Annotated in this window: 21 protein-coding genes; 7 read left to right on the forward strand and 14 right to left on the reverse strand. The window is 71.1% G+C overall.

Features of this window, described 5'->3' with window-relative positions:
• Positions 1-17 precede the first annotated feature (17 nt).
• Complete coding sequence (locus FXO23_RS16490; RefSeq protein ID WP_158885736.1) at positions 18-824, forward strand: GNAT family N-acetyltransferase; 807 nt, start codon at positions 18-20, stop codon at positions 822-824.
• Here the strand turns inward: FXO23_RS16490 and FXO23_RS16495 are convergent.
• The 7 genes from FXO23_RS16495 to rpmB all read right to left on the reverse strand — a co-directional run bounded on the left by FXO23_RS16495 (position 787) and on the right by rpmB (position 4,041).
• Entirely contained in the window at positions 787-1,308 is a 522-nt protein-coding gene (locus FXO23_RS16495; RefSeq protein ID WP_158885738.1) for a hypothetical protein, read from the reverse strand. The two genes, FXO23_RS16490 and FXO23_RS16495, sit on opposite strands and share 38 nt — an antisense overlap.
• Before the next feature lie 62 nt (positions 1,309-1,370).
• Positions 1,371-2,588 (reverse strand): uroporphyrinogen-III C-methyltransferase, encoded by a 1,218-nt coding sequence (gene cobA, locus FXO23_RS16500; RefSeq protein ID WP_158885740.1) that lies wholly within the window; start codon positions 2,586-2,588, stop codon positions 1,371-1,373.
• Positions 2,589-2,625: 37 nt separating this feature from the next.
• Positions 2,626-3,018, reverse strand: a complete 393-nt coding sequence (locus tag FXO23_RS16505) for an ankyrin repeat domain-containing protein (RefSeq protein WP_158885742.1) — start codon at positions 3,016-3,018, stop codon at positions 2,626-2,628.
• A 71-nt stretch (positions 3,019-3,089) separates the two neighbouring features.
• Entirely contained in the window at positions 3,090-3,329 is a 240-nt protein-coding gene (gene rpsR, locus FXO23_RS16510; RefSeq protein WP_158885744.1) for a 30S ribosomal protein S18, read from the reverse strand.
• Positions 3,330-3,334: 5 nt separating this feature from the next.
• A complete protein-coding gene (gene rpsN / locus FXO23_RS16515; RefSeq protein WP_158885746.1) occupies positions 3,335-3,640 on the reverse strand; it encodes a 30S ribosomal protein S14 in 306 nt (101 codons plus the stop codon).
• A complete protein-coding gene (gene rpmG / locus FXO23_RS16520) occupies positions 3,640-3,804 on the reverse strand; it encodes a 50S ribosomal protein L33 (RefSeq protein WP_158885748.1) in 165 nt (54 codons plus the stop codon). Before rpmG ends, rpsN begins: the two co-directional genes overlap by 1 nt.
• Positions 3,805-4,041: a 50S ribosomal protein L28 gene (gene rpmB / locus FXO23_RS16525; protein WP_158885750.1), complete on the reverse strand. Its 237-nt coding sequence runs from the start codon at positions 4,039-4,041 to the stop codon at positions 3,805-3,807.
• Between the two features lie 87 nt (positions 4,042-4,128).
• Between rpmB and mrf the strand changes: the two genes are divergently transcribed.
• Genes mrf through FXO23_RS16545 form a run of 4 tightly spaced genes read left to right on the forward strand, consistent with a single transcriptional unit; the run spans position 4,129 to position 6,897 of the window.
• Positions 4,129-5,382: a ribosome hibernation factor-recruiting GTPase MRF gene (gene mrf, locus FXO23_RS16530; protein ID WP_158885752.1), complete on the forward strand. Its 1,254-nt coding sequence runs from the start codon at positions 4,129-4,131 to the stop codon at positions 5,380-5,382.
• Positions 5,379-5,642 carry a type B 50S ribosomal protein L31 gene (locus tag FXO23_RS16535; RefSeq protein ID WP_158885754.1) on the forward strand — a complete coding sequence of 88 codons (264 nt, stop codon included), beginning with the start codon at positions 5,379-5,381 and terminating at the stop codon, positions 5,640-5,642. Before mrf ends, FXO23_RS16535 begins: the two co-directional genes overlap by 4 nt.
• The gene (rpmF, locus tag FXO23_RS16540; RefSeq protein ID WP_158885756.1) at positions 5,642-5,803 is read left to right on the forward strand and encodes a 50S ribosomal protein L32; all 162 of its coding nucleotides are present in this window, start codon (positions 5,642-5,644) and stop codon (positions 5,801-5,803) included. The genes FXO23_RS16535 and rpmF overlap by 1 nt, the downstream gene beginning before the upstream one ends.
• Positions 5,800-6,897 (forward strand): GTP-binding protein, encoded by a 1,098-nt coding sequence (locus tag FXO23_RS16545; RefSeq protein WP_158885758.1) that lies wholly within the window; start codon positions 5,800-5,802, stop codon positions 6,895-6,897. Before rpmF ends, FXO23_RS16545 begins: the two co-directional genes overlap by 4 nt.
• A gap of 51 nt (positions 6,898-6,948) precedes the next feature.
• Here FXO23_RS16545 and FXO23_RS16550 read toward each other — a convergent pair whose 3' ends face one another.
• The 7 genes from FXO23_RS16550 to FXO23_RS16580 all read right to left on the reverse strand — a co-directional run bounded on the left by FXO23_RS16550 (position 6,949) and on the right by FXO23_RS16580 (position 12,627).
• Positions 6,949-7,365, reverse strand: coding sequence for a rhodanese-like domain-containing protein (locus FXO23_RS16550; RefSeq protein ID WP_158885760.1), 417 nt, complete (start codon positions 7,363-7,365; stop codon positions 6,949-6,951).
• Positions 7,362-7,955, reverse strand: coding sequence for a cysteine dioxygenase (locus tag FXO23_RS16555; protein WP_158885762.1), 594 nt, complete (start codon positions 7,953-7,955; stop codon positions 7,362-7,364). Before FXO23_RS16555 ends, FXO23_RS16550 begins: the two co-directional genes overlap by 4 nt.
• Before the next feature lie 209 nt (positions 7,956-8,164).
• The gene (locus FXO23_RS16560) at positions 8,165-8,551 is read right to left on the reverse strand and encodes a Na-translocating system protein MpsC family protein (protein WP_158885764.1); all 387 of its coding nucleotides are present in this window, start codon (positions 8,549-8,551) and stop codon (positions 8,165-8,167) included.
• Between the two features lie 27 nt (positions 8,552-8,578).
• Positions 8,579-8,875 carry a hypothetical protein gene (locus FXO23_RS16565; protein WP_158885766.1) on the reverse strand — a complete coding sequence of 99 codons (297 nt, stop codon included), beginning with the start codon at positions 8,873-8,875 and terminating at the stop codon, positions 8,579-8,581.
• A gap of 167 nt (positions 8,876-9,042) precedes the next feature.
• Positions 9,043-10,095 (reverse strand): ABC transporter permease, encoded by a 1,053-nt coding sequence (locus FXO23_RS16570; protein WP_158885768.1) that lies wholly within the window; start codon positions 10,093-10,095, stop codon positions 9,043-9,045.
• A complete protein-coding gene (locus FXO23_RS16575) occupies positions 10,082-11,593 on the reverse strand; it encodes a sugar ABC transporter ATP-binding protein (protein WP_158885770.1) in 1,512 nt (503 codons plus the stop codon). Before FXO23_RS16575 ends, FXO23_RS16570 begins: the two co-directional genes overlap by 14 nt.
• The gene (locus tag FXO23_RS16580) at positions 11,590-12,627 is read right to left on the reverse strand and encodes an ABC transporter substrate-binding protein (protein WP_158885772.1); all 1,038 of its coding nucleotides are present in this window, start codon (positions 12,625-12,627) and stop codon (positions 11,590-11,592) included. Before FXO23_RS16580 ends, FXO23_RS16575 begins: the two co-directional genes overlap by 4 nt.
• A gap of 197 nt (positions 12,628-12,824) precedes the next feature.
• Between FXO23_RS16580 and FXO23_RS16585 the strand changes: the two genes are divergently transcribed.
• Both FXO23_RS16585 and FXO23_RS16590 read left to right on the forward strand, forming a co-directional pair.
• On the forward strand, positions 12,825-13,172 hold the full coding sequence (locus FXO23_RS16585) for a hypothetical protein (RefSeq protein ID WP_158885774.1): 348 nt from the start codon (positions 12,825-12,827) through the stop codon (positions 13,170-13,172).
• 59 nt (positions 13,173-13,231) lie between these two features.
• A complete protein-coding gene (locus FXO23_RS16590; RefSeq protein ID WP_158885776.1) occupies positions 13,232-13,561 on the forward strand; it encodes an antibiotic biosynthesis monooxygenase family protein in 330 nt (109 codons plus the stop codon).
• Positions 13,562-13,576 lie beyond the last annotated feature (15 nt).

Here is a 13,576-nt window from a genome sequence, read left to right on the forward strand (position 1 = left end):
CTGCTTCGCTGCAACGCATGACCGACGGCGCCGATCTGGCCGAGCGTGCCGAGCGCAACCTGGCCGAGCACGCGAGCCATCTGCACCGGCACACCCCGGGAATGGTGGTGCACGATCCCGGGGACGTGCTGGTTTCCGACAGCGGGCTGGACGACGACACCTACAACATCGTCGCCGCGGCGCGGTTCTCGCCCGCGGATGCCGCGTCCCGGATCACCGAGGTGGTGGCCCGGTTGACGGCCGCGGGAAGGCCGTTCTCGTGGTGGGTCGGCCCGGCCTCGGAGCCCGGCGACCTCTCGGCCCGGTTGTCGGACGCGGGACTGCCCGCCGCGGAAACCGAGGCGTCGATGTACGCCGACCTCGGCGACCTGCCGGACCTGGCGACCCCGGACGGGCTGGTGATCACCCGGGCCGGGACGCCGGACCAGTTGCTGGACTACGCCCGCGTGCTCGCCGCCAACTGGGATCCGCCGGCGGCGACCGTGCTCCGGTTCGCCGAACTGACCGCGCCGCTCGCGCTCGCGCCGGACTCCCCGGCCCGCTACTTCGTCGGCTACCACGAGGGCCGGGCGGTCGCCTCGGCCGAGGTGTTCTACGGCGGCGGGGTCGCGGGGATCTACAACATCTCGACGCTCGCCGCGTACCGCCGCCGCGGTTTCGGCACGGCGCTGACCCTCGCGCCCCTGCACGCCGCCCGTGCGGAAGGTTTCCGGCACGCGGTGCTGCAGGCGTCGGCGGACGGCGAGCCGGTCTACCGCAAGCTCGGCTTCCAGGTCACCGGCGAGTTCACCGAGCACCACCTGACTCCCCAAGCCGATCGATGACGCGCAGTACCTCGCTCCGGTTCTTCGCGGACTTCAGCCAGGCGGGCAGCTTGGCGGTCATGGTCATCCGGCGGTAGGAGCCGTTTGCGGGGTCGGGCACGAACTTCTCCCGGAGCCCGGCCTCCACATAGGACCGCAGGTACGCCAGGTGCCGGAGGTTGTAGGCCCACAGCACCTCGCCCCGGCAGTCGGCCTGCAGCCACAATCGGCATCCGAAGAACGGATCGCGCACGGTCCCGACCCCCGCGGGACCGCACCGCGTCTTCGCGGCCTCCCGGGTTTCGTCGGCAGCGTGACCGCACGCGAAGCACACCAGCCGACGACGATCGTGCAGTCGTGCCGGTGGATCTCCCGGCCGGGAGATCACCTTCGCCCGGGCGTCGCAGCGCGGGCAGTGCACCAGCACCTCGTCGGCGCCCAGCACGAAGTCCCAGCTGGTCACCTCTCGGTCCCGGAATCGGTGCGGTGTGTCGGGCTTGCTCATGGCTCCCTCCCGTGCTCAGTGTGCACGAAGGAGGCTGCGGAACCGAAGGCGTTTCGTACTGGTCAGGGCTGACCGAGCCCGGCGACCGGGCCGATCACGATCACCGCGGGCGGCCGGACCCCGGCGGCCTTCGCCTCCGCCGCCACCGAGTCCAATGTGGACCTGAGCACGCGCTGGGTCCGCATGGTGCCGTCCTCCACGATCGCCACCGGGGTGTCCGCCGGGCGGCCGTTGGCGAGCAGCGCCTCGGCGAACTGCGGGAGCCGTTCGACGCCCATCATCAGCACGATCGTCCCGCGCAGGCGACCGAGCGCCGACCAGTCCACAAGGGACTCCGCGTGCCCCGGCGGCACGTGCCCGGACACCACCACGACCTCGTGCGACACGCCGCGATGGGTCACCGGGACCCCGGCCACCGCGGGCACGGCGAACGCGCTGGTGATCCCCGGCACGGTGGTCACCGGGACCCCGGCCTCGACGCACGCCAGCAGCTCCTCGAAACCGCGGCCGAAGACGTACGGGTCGCCGCCCTTGAGCCGCACGACGAACTTTCCCGCCTTGGCGTTTTCGATCAGCGCGGCGTTGATCAGGTCCTGGCTCGCGGCGCGGCCGTACGGGATCTTCGCCGCGTCCACCACCTCGACCTCGGGCGGCAGCTCGTCGAGCAGTTCGCGGGGCGCCAGCCGGTCGGCGACCACCACGTCGGCGCGGGCCAGCAGCCGCCGCCCCCGCACGGTGATCAGCTCCGGATCCCCCGGGCCGCCGCCGACCAGCGCCACGCCGGGCAACTCGTCACCGCTCGGCTCCGCCGCGCCGGCGATCGCGCCGGTCCGCAACCCCTCGAGGATGCCGTCGCGCACGGCCACCGAGCGCAGCGGCTGCCCGCCGGAGAGCACGCCGAGCAGCAGCCCCTCGTGACGGCCCACCGCGGGGGTCACCGCGCTCCCGTCGATCCCGGAGTCCGCGCGCACGCAGAACACCCGCGAGCGTTCGGCCTCCGCGCAGACGGCGGCGTTCACCTCGGGGTCGTTGGTGCAGGCCAGCGCGTACCAGGCCCCGTCGAGATCACCGTCGGCGTACCGCCGCGGGTGCCAGACCAGCTCGCCCGCGTCGGCCATCGCGCTGACCGCGGGCGTGGTGTGCGGGGAGATCACCTCGACGGCGGCGCCGGCGCCGATCAGGCGGGGCAGCCTGCGCTGGGCGACCGTCCCGCCGCCGATCATGACGACGCGGCGACCGGTGAGTTCGAGGCCGGCGAGATAGTGGTGGTCGTCTGGCATGCCGGATAGCATGCCTGCCGAAGTCCGGTCCTGCGCGTCAGGGCCGCAGCAATGTGAGCAACTCGGTGTTGCCGAAGGCCTGCGCGGTGTCCACCGCGGAGGGTTGGCCGGCGTCCGGATCGGCCCCGCCCGCCAGCAGGGCCTTGACCACCTCGGGCTCGTTCTTGAACACCGCACCGGCCAGCGGGCTCTGCCCGCGGTCGTTCAGCCGGTTCGGATCGGCGCCCCGCTCCAGCAGCGCGGAGACCGTGTCGGCGTGCCCGTGGTAGGCCGCGAGCATGACCAGGGTGTCGCCCTTGTCGTTGGTCAGGTTCGCGGGCAGCCCGGCGTCCACATAGGCCGCGAGGGTCTCGGTCTCACCGGATCGGGCGAAGGCGAAGACCTTCGCCCACAGGGCGAGCAGCTCGGGGTCGGGCTCGGCGTCGTTCATGCCGCTACCTTCTCAAACCCACCGCCCGCCCGGCGACTCGGAGTGCATCCGGCTCGCCGGGCGGGCGCCCGTCAGCGGCCCGCGTGCGGGTACGGCAGCAGCGCCATCTCCCGGGCGTTCTTGATGGCCGTCGCGACGCGCTTCTGCTGTTGCGGGGTCAGTCCGGTGACCCGGCGAGCCCGGATCTTGCCCCGGTCGGAGATGAACTTGCGCAGCAGGTCCACGTCCTTCCAGTCCACTTCGGACACTCGCTCGGCGTGCAGCGGGTTGCGCTTGCGCCGCACCGGACCCTTGGTGTTCACCCTGGGCATGTTCCTCACCAACTCGACTTCGAGACGCCGGGTAGCTGGCCGTCGTGCGCCATCTGCCGGACCCGCACGCGGGACAGTCCGAACTTGCGGAGGTAACCGCGCGGGCGGCCGTCGGCCGCGTCCCGGTTGCGCAGCCGGGTCGGGCTGGCGTCGCGGGGCAACGCCTGCAGCGCGGAGACCGCGGCGGCCTTCTGCTCGGGCGTGGACCGCGGCGAGCGGATCGTCTCCTTGAGCTCGGCGCGGCGTTCGGCGTGCCGCGCGACCACGGCCCGGCGCTGCGCGTCCTTGGCGATCTTGGACTTCTTCGCCATCAGCGGTCCTCCTTGAACTCGACGTGCCTGCGGGCCACCGGGTCGTACTTGCGCAGCACCATGCGGTCCGGATCGTTGCGCCGGTTCTTCCTGGTCACGTACGTGTAGCCGGTCCCGGCCGTGGACCGGAGCTTGATGATCGGCCGGATGTCGTTGCGCGCCATCTAGAGCTTCACCCCGTTCGCGCGCAGTTCGGCGACGACCGACTCGATCCCGCGCTTGTCGATCGTCTTCATGCCCTTGACCGACACCCGGAGCCGGACCCAGCGCCCCTCGCTGGGCACCCAGTACCGGCGGGTCTGCAGGTTGGGCTCCCAGCGGCGAGACGTGCGTTTGTGCGAATGCGACACCTGCTTGCCGTAACCCGGTTTGCGACCGGTGACCTGGCACACGGCGGACACGCGACCTCCTGAATTGGTATTGATACTCGTTTTCATTTACTGTACACAGACGTCCCCGCCCCCGATCAGCCCCCGTCTGGAGCTGCCTTGACCGACAACCCGCGCGTGCCCCTCACCCTGATCAGCGGCCTCGCGCCCGGACCGAGCGCGCGGCTCGCCGACCTGCTGCGCACCGCCCGCCCGGGCACCGCCGTGGTGCACCACGACCTGCGCCACATCACCTCCGGCGTGGTCCGCCGGCGGATCCAGCTCGGCCCGCGTGACCAGCTCACCGCTCTGGAACTGGCGCACGGATGCGTGTCCTGCACCCTGCGCGAGGACCTGCTCCCCCTGCTGCGCAAGCTCGCCCGCATGCCCGAGGTCCAGCGGATCGTCGTCCGGCTGGACGAGGCCATGGAGCCGGAACCGGTGAGCTGGGCGCTGCGCAACGTCCTGGTCGGCGACCGCCCGGTGAGCACCGACGTGGACCTGGACGCGGTGGTCACGGTCCTCGACCGCGCGCACTGGCTCGCCGACGTGACCGGCGACGACACCCTCGCCGACCGCGGCCTGCGGGCCAGCCCGGACGACGAGCGCACGGTCGCCCAGGTCGCGCTGTCCCAGGCCGAGTTCGCCGACGTGCTGGTCCTCGCGGGCGCGGCGACCGACGCGTGGAGCGCCGCGAAGGCCGCCGCGGTGCTCGACCGGGTCGCCCCGGGCGCGCCCCGCCTCTCTCTGTCCACTGTGGACGCCGAGAAGCTGGCGGCCGCGGTGCCGCCGGACGCCCGCCGCGGCGAGATCACCGATCCGCACGGCCCGCTGCTGCGCGGCGAGCCGCCGCTGCACGCCGACTGCGGGATCGCGCTGCTGCCGTTCACCGCACGGCGCCCGTTCCACCCCGAACGGCTGCACGACGCCATCGACGTCCTGCTCGAAGGCGTGGTGCGGACCCGCGGCCGCGCCTGGGTCGCCAGCCAGCCGGACGTGGCGTTCTGGGTGGAATCCGCGGGTGGCGGCCTCGGCATCGGCCACGCCGGGCCGTGGCTCGACTCGCCCGGCGGGCCCGCCTGGGACGAGGTCTCCCCCGAGCGCCGCACGCTGGCCTCGCTGCGCTGGGACCCGGTGTTCGGCGACCGCGCCCAGGAACTCGTCGTGGTCACCGATCAGGCCACCCCCGAGGAGATCGAGGCCGCCCTGCGCGGCACCCTGCTCACCGACGAGGAGCTGGCCGCGGGGCCCGAGGCCTGGCGCCACTACCCCGATCCGTTCGGCGACTGGCACGAAGAACCGTGCGAGGACACCGAAGTCGCCGACGACGCCTACGACGCGAACAGCACGCACGGAAAGGAAAACAACGCGTGAAACCGAACATCCACCCCGACTACCACCCGGTGGTCTTCAAGGATTCCGCCACCGGGGACGCCTTCCTCACCCGGTCCACCATCACCTCGGACCGCACGATCGAATGGTCCGACGGGCACACCTATCCCCTGGTGCTGGTGGACGTCAGCGCGTGGTCGCACCCGTTTTGGACCGGCAACCGGCGGATCATGGACACCGCGGGCCAGGTGGAGAAGTTCCACCGGCGCTACGGGCAGCGCAAGTCCGGAGGTGCGCGGTAATGGCCGTCCCCAAGCGCAAGATGTCCCGCGCGAACACCCGCGCACGCCGCGCGCAGTGGAAGGCGGCGGCGCCCGATCTGGTCCCGATCACCGTCGACGGCAAGCGGAAACTGGTGCCGCGCAAGCTCATCCGCCACTTCCACCGGTTTGAGCCGCGGTGACCGCGCCGGTACCGGTCACCGTGCTGTCCGGTTTCCTCGGGGCCGGGAAGACGACGTTGCTCAACCACCTCCTGGCCAACCGGGAGGGGCTGCGGGTCGCGGTCATCGTGAACGACATGAGCGAGGTCAACATCGACGCCGCCCTGGTCCGGACCGAGGAGCGGCTGGTGGAGATGACCAACGGGTGCATCTGCTGCACCCTGCGGGACGATCTGCTCGAAGAGGTGGACCGGCTGTGCCGGGACGGCCGGTTCGACTACCTGCTCATCGAGTCGAGCGGGATCTCCGAGCCGATGCCGGTCGCGGCGACCTTCTCGTTCGCCCGGGACGACGGCGCGACCCTGCTCGACGGCGCCCGGCTGGACACCATGGTCACCGTGGTGGACGCGGTGAACTTCGCCCGGGAACTGGACTCCGGGGACCTGCTGGCCGAACGGGACCTGGACCAGTACGACGGGGACTCCCGGACCGTGAGCGATCTGCTGATCGAACAGATCGAGTTCGCGGATGTGCTGCTGCTCAACAAATGCGACCTCGTGCCGGAACCGGAACTGGACCGGCTGGCGGCCGTGCTGCACCGGCTCAACCCGGTGGCGGACGTCGTCCGGTCCCGGCACGGGCGGGTGCCGGGCCGCCGGGTCCTGGGCACCGGGCGGTACGACGTGGAGCGGGCGCGGCAGGCGCCGGGCTGGGTCGCCGAACTCAACGGCGACCACGTGCCCGAGACCGAGGAGTACGGGATCTCCAGCGTGGTGTTCCGCGCCGACCGGCCCTTCCACCCGGAACGGTTGTGGGAGTTCGTCACCGCGGAACTCGACTCCGGGAGCTACGGGAAGGTGTTGCGTTCCAAGGGTTTCTTCACGCTGGCGTCCCGGCCCGGAGTACTCGGGCTGTGGTCGCAGGCGGGGTCGGTCGTGCGGTTCGAACCGCAGGGCGCCGCCGGGCGGGCGAGCCAGGAACTGGTGTTCATCGGCACCGAACTGGACAAGGCCGCCCTGCTCACCGCCCTGGACCGGTGCCTCCTCGCCAACGGCGAACCCACCGCCGAGGACCCGTTCCCGGTGTGGGACGTCCACCACGTTCACGGCCACTGACGACCCGCCTACGGCCCGGAAGTGCGCGCACTTCCGGGCCGTAGTCGAGCCCTAGTCCGGTGGTGCGGCGCGGATCAGGCGGGGGACGGTCGGCAGGCCCGCCGCCTGCCAGGCCGCGAAGCCGCCGACGACGTCCTTCACGTCCCGCAGGCCGAGCAGGCCCATGACCTGGTCGGCGGCGAGGCTGGAGGTGTAGCCCTCGTTGCAGATCAGAATGATCTCGCGGTCGAGGTCCCCCGCCGCCAGTTCCTTCAGCCGCCATTCGCTGCTGACGTCGAGCCGCCACTCCAGCACGTGCCGGGACACCGACACCGCACCCGGGATCTCGCCGTTGCGCAGGCGGTACTCCAGCGGTCGCAGGTCGATCAGCAGCGCGCCGTCTTCCACGGCCCGGGCCGCTTCCTCCGGCGAGTACCGCGTGACCCGGCGACGCGCCTCGGCCAGGCGCCGCGTGATCACGTCGCTCATAGGTGCGCCGCCCGGGTCCGCGCGGCGACCAGCTCGAGGTCTCCGGTGTCCGGCTCCGGTGAATCGCACGGGATCTCCCGGAGATACCGCGGCCCTGATGGCACCCAGCAGTAGAAGTTCATCGTCCGCAGCGGCCGCGAATAGGCGTGCACGGTGACCGCCGGTTCGGTGGCGATGTTCACCAGGTTGTGCAGGTAGTCCACGCCGAACGCCACGCTCGCACCCGCGCGGTGCACCCGGGTGCGGAGCTGGGTACCGCGCCGATCGCCGTGGTCCTCGACCAGGCTGCCTTCGGCGACCGCGAACGCGCCGACGCTTCCGCCGTGGTCGTGCAGCAGGGTGTCCTGGCCCAGTTCCCAGCAGATCAGCCACACCTCGAACAGCTCGTCGTGGTGCAACCGGGTGAAATATCGTTCGGTGAGATCGAACCGCACGTGCTCCGACCACAAGTCGGGCCGGGCGGCGAGGGCGGACACGGTCCGCCGCAGGGCGTCGGGCCGGGCGCGTGGACCGGACGGCGTCCGTTCGAAGTCGGCGCCGCGCGGGCACAGTTCGGCCCAGTGCCGGGATGTGCTCAATGGTGTCGTCACGAGACAAGCTCCTCCGCTTGAACCCGCGATGTGGCCGGACGCGGGCGCACAGGCCCTCGCCACCACCCCACCGGCGGGTCATCTCGCTCGGGCGGCCCGGCCGCGAACCCGGCGGCGATCACCGAATCCGTTGCCCGGAAACCCGAATCAACCTTGTGGAATTGTCAACGACACCGATGCTAACGGACCTCGGGGCACAACGGAATCGATCATCCGGTGCCAAGATCGTCCAGCTCCAGCGAATCGCCGAGATCGGCGAAGATGAACACCCGGACGGCGTGCCCGGTGGTCGGATGCACCTGGGCCAGGTACGCGTGCACGCGCGCCTCGACGACCTCCTCGACCGCGCCGATGAAGTCCGCGCGGGTGGCCTCGTGCAGGGCTTCGTGGTGCCGGATCACCGCTTCGCGGTAGCCGCGCTCGCTCAGCACGCTGTCCGCGGCGGTCAGGCTGTCGATCGACAGGACGACCAGGCTCACCGGATCGTCCTGGCTCACCGACACCTTGACGTTGCTCGGGCCGCGGCCGTAGAACGACCGCTCGAGCTGGGTGATCCGTTCCGCCACCGCGTTCCGCTGCGCGCGCGTGATCTGCACGGAGAGCAAGCGTACCGGGCGGAACGGTCAGTGCTCGTCGTAATGGTCGCCGTGTTCGGCGTGGCGGTGGCCGTCGTGCAGGTAGTCGGTGTGGTCGCCGTGCGGGACGGCCACATGCCCGCAGCCCGGGCCGTGGGTGTGCTCGTGCCCTTCGTGGGCCTGGTGCCCGGCGGGCTCGCACTCGTCGTAGTGCCCGTCGTGCTCGCGGTGCAGGTGCCCGTCGTGCACGTAGTCGACGTGCCCGTTGTGCGGCACCGCGACGTGCCCGCAGTCCTGGCCGTGGACGTGGTCGTGCCCGGTGTGCTGGACGTGTGCGCTGGTCATGGTCGCGCCTCCCGAATCACGCGAATGGAGCAATGACGACGCTAACACCGCACCGCGGACCCGGCAGGCTGCGTAATCCGGTCGAGGGGCGGGCGACCCCACCCCCAGAGGGGTCGGCCACCCCCACCAGGGGCATGGCCATCCTGCGACCTCCAGCTAACTGGAGGTCAAGGCTCACCCGGTGGCGAGTTCCCGGACGTCCCGGCCTGGGTCTGCTCCCCGCGGGCGAAGAGCCGCCCCTGCAGCTGGTCGAACGACACCGCCAGCAGGATCAGCACGCCGATCGCGATCCGCAGGTAGAACGAGTTGATGCCGAGCAGGTTGCCGCCGTTGTTCAAGGTCGAGGTGATCAGCGCGCCGGTGGCCGCGCCCAGCGCGCTGCCCTTCGCGCCGAACAGGCTCGCCCCGCCGATCACGCAGGCCGCGATCGCGTCCAGTTCGTAGGTCTCCCCCATCGTCGGCACCCCGGCGTCCAGCCGCGACGCCAGCAGCACCCCGCCGAGCCCGGCGAGCAGCCCGGACATCGCGTAGACGGTGACCAGGACCCGCGGTACCGGGACGCCGGACAGGCGAGCCGATTCCGCGTTCGAACCCGCCGCGTACACATACCGCCCGAAAACCGTGCGGCGCAACAGGAAACCGATCGCGATGATGACGATCACGGTGATCCAGAGCAGGTTCGGGATGCCGAGCAGCGATTCGTTGGCGATCGAGGAGAACCCCTCCGGCAGCGGCTGGATGGTGTTCGCGTTGGTGATCACCAGGACCACCCCGCGCGCGGCGCCCATCATCCCCAGCGTGACGATGAACGGCGGCAGTTTCGCGTACGCCACCAGGATCCCGTTGATCACCCCGACGACCCCGCCGACCAGCACCGCGCACAGCACTGCGAGCGGGATCGGGAAGCCCAGGACCAGCAGCTGGGCCGCGACCGCGCCGGTCAGCCCGACCACCGAGCCGACCGAGAGATCGATGCCCTTGGTCAGGATGACCAGCAGCTCGCCGATCGCGATGATGCCGTACACCGCCCACTGCCGGGACAGGTTGGCCATGTTGCCGCCGGTGAGGAAGCTGTCGCTGGCCAGCGCCAGCGCGCCGAACAGGATCACCAGGACGACCAGCCCGCCACCTTCGCGGCCGACGGCGTCGCTCCAGCCGATGATCCGCGACGGCCGGTCCCCGATGTCGCGCTCGCGGACGATCAGTTTAGGCAGCGCCATTGAGTCTCCCGGTACTTGCCAGCGTGAGCAGTCCTTCTTCGGTGGCCTCGGCCGCGGGCACCTCGCCGACGACCCGTCCGGACTTCAGCACGACGATCCGGTCGACCAGCCCGAGCAGTTCGGGCAGGTAGGAGGACACCACGACGATCGCGAAGCCCTGGGCGGCCAGATCGCCGATCAGCGCGTACAGCTCGGCCTTCGCGCCGACGTCGACGCCCTTGGTCGGCTCGTCGAACAACAGCACCCGCACCCGGGACACCAGCCAGCGCGCGATCAGCACCTTCTGCTGGTTCCCGCCGGACAAAGTGGACACCGGCTGGTCGTAGGAACCCGCGCGCAGGCGCATCCCGTCCAGCACCGAATCCACCCGCTGCGCCTCGCGGCGGCGGGAGAGCAGGCCGCGCGACGCGATCCCGCGCAGGCTCGCCACCGACGCGTTCTCCCGGATGGTGAGCTCGGGCAGCAGGCCCAGTTCCTTGCGGTCCTCGCTGAGCAGGCCGATTCCGGCGCGCACGGCCTCGCGGGGACGCCCGGTCGGCACCGGTTTCCCGGCCACCTCGACGGTCCCGGATTCCGGCGGATCGGCGCCGAAGATCGCCCGCAGCAGCTCGCTGCGGCCCGCGCCGAGCAGTCCGGCGATGCCGACGATCTCGCCCGCGCGCACGTCGAGGTCCACCGCGTGCGGGCTGCCCGGTGGCCGCAGCCCGCGCACCCGCAGCAGCGCGTTCCCGTTCTCGGTCCGGGCGGGCGTTTCCGGGTAGAGGTCCTCGACGTCCCGGCCGACCATCGCCGCGATCAGCGTGTCCTCGCTCAGCTCGGACATCGCGGCGGTGCGGGTGACCACGCCGTCGCGCAGCACGGTGACCCGGTCGCCGATCTCGAACATCTCCTCCAGCCGGTGGCTGACGTACAGGATCGCCACGCCTTCGTCGCGCAGCCGGGCGATGCGGCGCAGCAGGGATTCCGCCTCGTCACCGGACAGCGCGGTGGTCGGCTCGTCGAAGATGATCACGCGGGGGTCGTCGCCGAGCACCTTGGCGATCTCCACCAGCTGCCGCGTCGCGGCGGGCAGCTCGGCGACCGGGGTGCCCGGATCGAGCCCTTCGAGGTCTACTTTGGACAGCCGCGCGCGGGCCTGGTCCCGCAGCCCCCGCCGGTCGACCACGCCGCCGCGGTTCGGCAGGCGGCCCATCAGCAGGTTCTCCGCGACCGACAGATCCGGCAGCAGGCTCAGTTCCTGGTACACCGCACCGATTCCGGCGGCGCGCGTGGCGGCCGGGGTCAGCGCGGCCGCCATCTCCCGGTCGTCGACGAAGTAGTCCCCGGCGTCGCGCTTGAGTGCTCCGGTGAGGATCCGGATCAGCGTGGACTTCCCGGCGCCGTTCTCCCCGGCGAGGCAGTGCACCTCCCCGCGCCGCAGGTCCAGCGACACGTCGTCGAGCGCCACGTTCCCGCCGAAAGCCTTGCGCAGCCCGGAAAGCCGGATCACGGGTGTCATTTGCTGGCCTGCGCGGTCGGCGGGTTCAGCAGGTCCTTCACCGCCGGGTCGTTCATGTTCGCCTGGTCGGCGACGACCGCGCCGGGGTCCAGGCTGAGCGGCACCTTCGCGCCGGTGGACACCGCGATCGCCTCGGTGACGCCCTGGTAGCCGAAGAAGTACGGGTTCTGCACCACCAGCGCGTCGATCGATCCGTCGGCCAGGGCGGCGTTCTCCTGCGGGTCGGAGTCGAACGCGACCACCGGCAGGTTCGCGGTGCGACCGGTGTCCTTGACCGCGCGGGCGACGCCGTTGCCGGACATGTTGTTCGCGGCGAACACGCCCACCAGGTCCGGCACCGCGCCGAGCGCGTCGTTGGTCTGGTTGGCGGCGGTGGCGATGTCGTTGTTGTTGAAGCGTTCCTCCCACACGGTGATCTGCGGGCAGTTCGCCGCCAGCCCTTCGCGGAAGCCCCGGGCGCGGTCGCCGAGTGCCTGGACCCCGGCGACCGCGTTCTCCAGGAGCACCCGGCCACTCGTCTTTCCCTGCTCCCCGATGAGCTTGCACAGCCGCTGCCCGGCCTGCTCACCGGCGCGCAGGTTGTTGGTGCCGATGAACGCCTCGGTCTTCGTGGTGACCGTGCCGTCCACGGTGATCACCTTGATCCCGGCGTCCCGGGCGCGGTCGATCGCCTTGTTCAGCGCGGTTTCCGAGTTCGCCGCGAGCACGATCGCGTTGACCCCGCGCGAGATCGAGTTCTCCACCAGTTGAACCTGCTCGTTGACGTCGGTCTCCGAGGTCGGGCCGAACCGGCCCACCTCGACCCCGAGGTCCTCCCCCGCCTTCTGCGCCCCGGCGAACATGCTCTGCCAGAACGAGGAGTCGGTGGCCTTGACGATCACGTCGACCCGCAGGCCGGACGCCTTGCCCGGGCCGGCGTTCCCGCCCGGGCCGGAGCTGGACGTGGCCTTGCCGACGACCAGCCCGATCACCAGTGCCAGCACCAGCGCGGCCCCGACGAACGGGGCCGAGAACAGCAGTCGATTGCGCGCCATGCGGGGTCCACCTAACGGGTGAGCGGCTCGTTTCGGGAACGTAACACCGGCTACCGCCGGTTTCAAGTAATCGATTACTTCGATCGGATCCCGGTTCTCGGCGGGTTCTTGTCCTGCCGCGACTCTCGCATCCTTGATCACCGCGCACGGGCCCGGCTATATTGAGTGAACACTTGTGCACTCAAAGGGTGGTATCGATGGACGTGCCGACGGCTCTCAAACACCTGGTGTCGACCACGAAACGGGAATCCCGGGTCGCCGCGCGGGCCCTGCGGCGGGACGCCGACGACTGGATCGCACGCCAGGCCGGGCAGACCGCCAACCGCGCCGAGGAACTCGGCGACCGCCTGGCGTACCTCGCGGAGGCTACCGGGGACCGCCTCGCGGAACTGGCCGACCGGGGCAGTACCCGCGCGAGCCGGACCGTGCAGCGGACGTTCACCCGGGTCGGCGACTCCCTGGCGCGCTGGAGCGAAGAGCTGGGCGAGCGGTCGGTCCACCTCGGCGAACGCCTCCTCGAGCGCGACTCCCGCAAGAAGCGCTGACCCGTCCGGCGCGGAAAATGCTGTTGGTGAAGGCAATTCGGGCTTCCTAAGATCCGCTGGTGCCCTTCACCAGACCCGAGCCGCCGTACTACGCGGTGATCATCAGCAGCGCCCTGAACGAGAAGGACCTGGACGGCTACGCGGCCATGGACGAGCGGATGGCCGAACTGGGCCGCGCGCAGCCCGGATATCTGGGCCGGGAGTCGCAGACCGGAGCCGATGGCCGGGAACTCACCGTGCTGTACTACCGCGACGCGCAGTCGATCACGGCGTGGCAGCGACACCCCGAGCACCTCGAGGCGCAGCGGCTCGGCAAGGAGCGGTGGTACGCCGACTACCACATCGAAGTCGCCAAGGTTGAGCGGGCTTACGGCTTCGAGCGGGCCTGACCCGGGCGCTCCTGA

Origin of the sequence: Amycolatopsis anabasis, from assembly GCF_009765355.1 — a bacterium.
Lineage (GTDB): Bacteria > Actinomycetota > Actinomycetes > Mycobacteriales > Pseudonocardiaceae > Amycolatopsis > Amycolatopsis anabasis.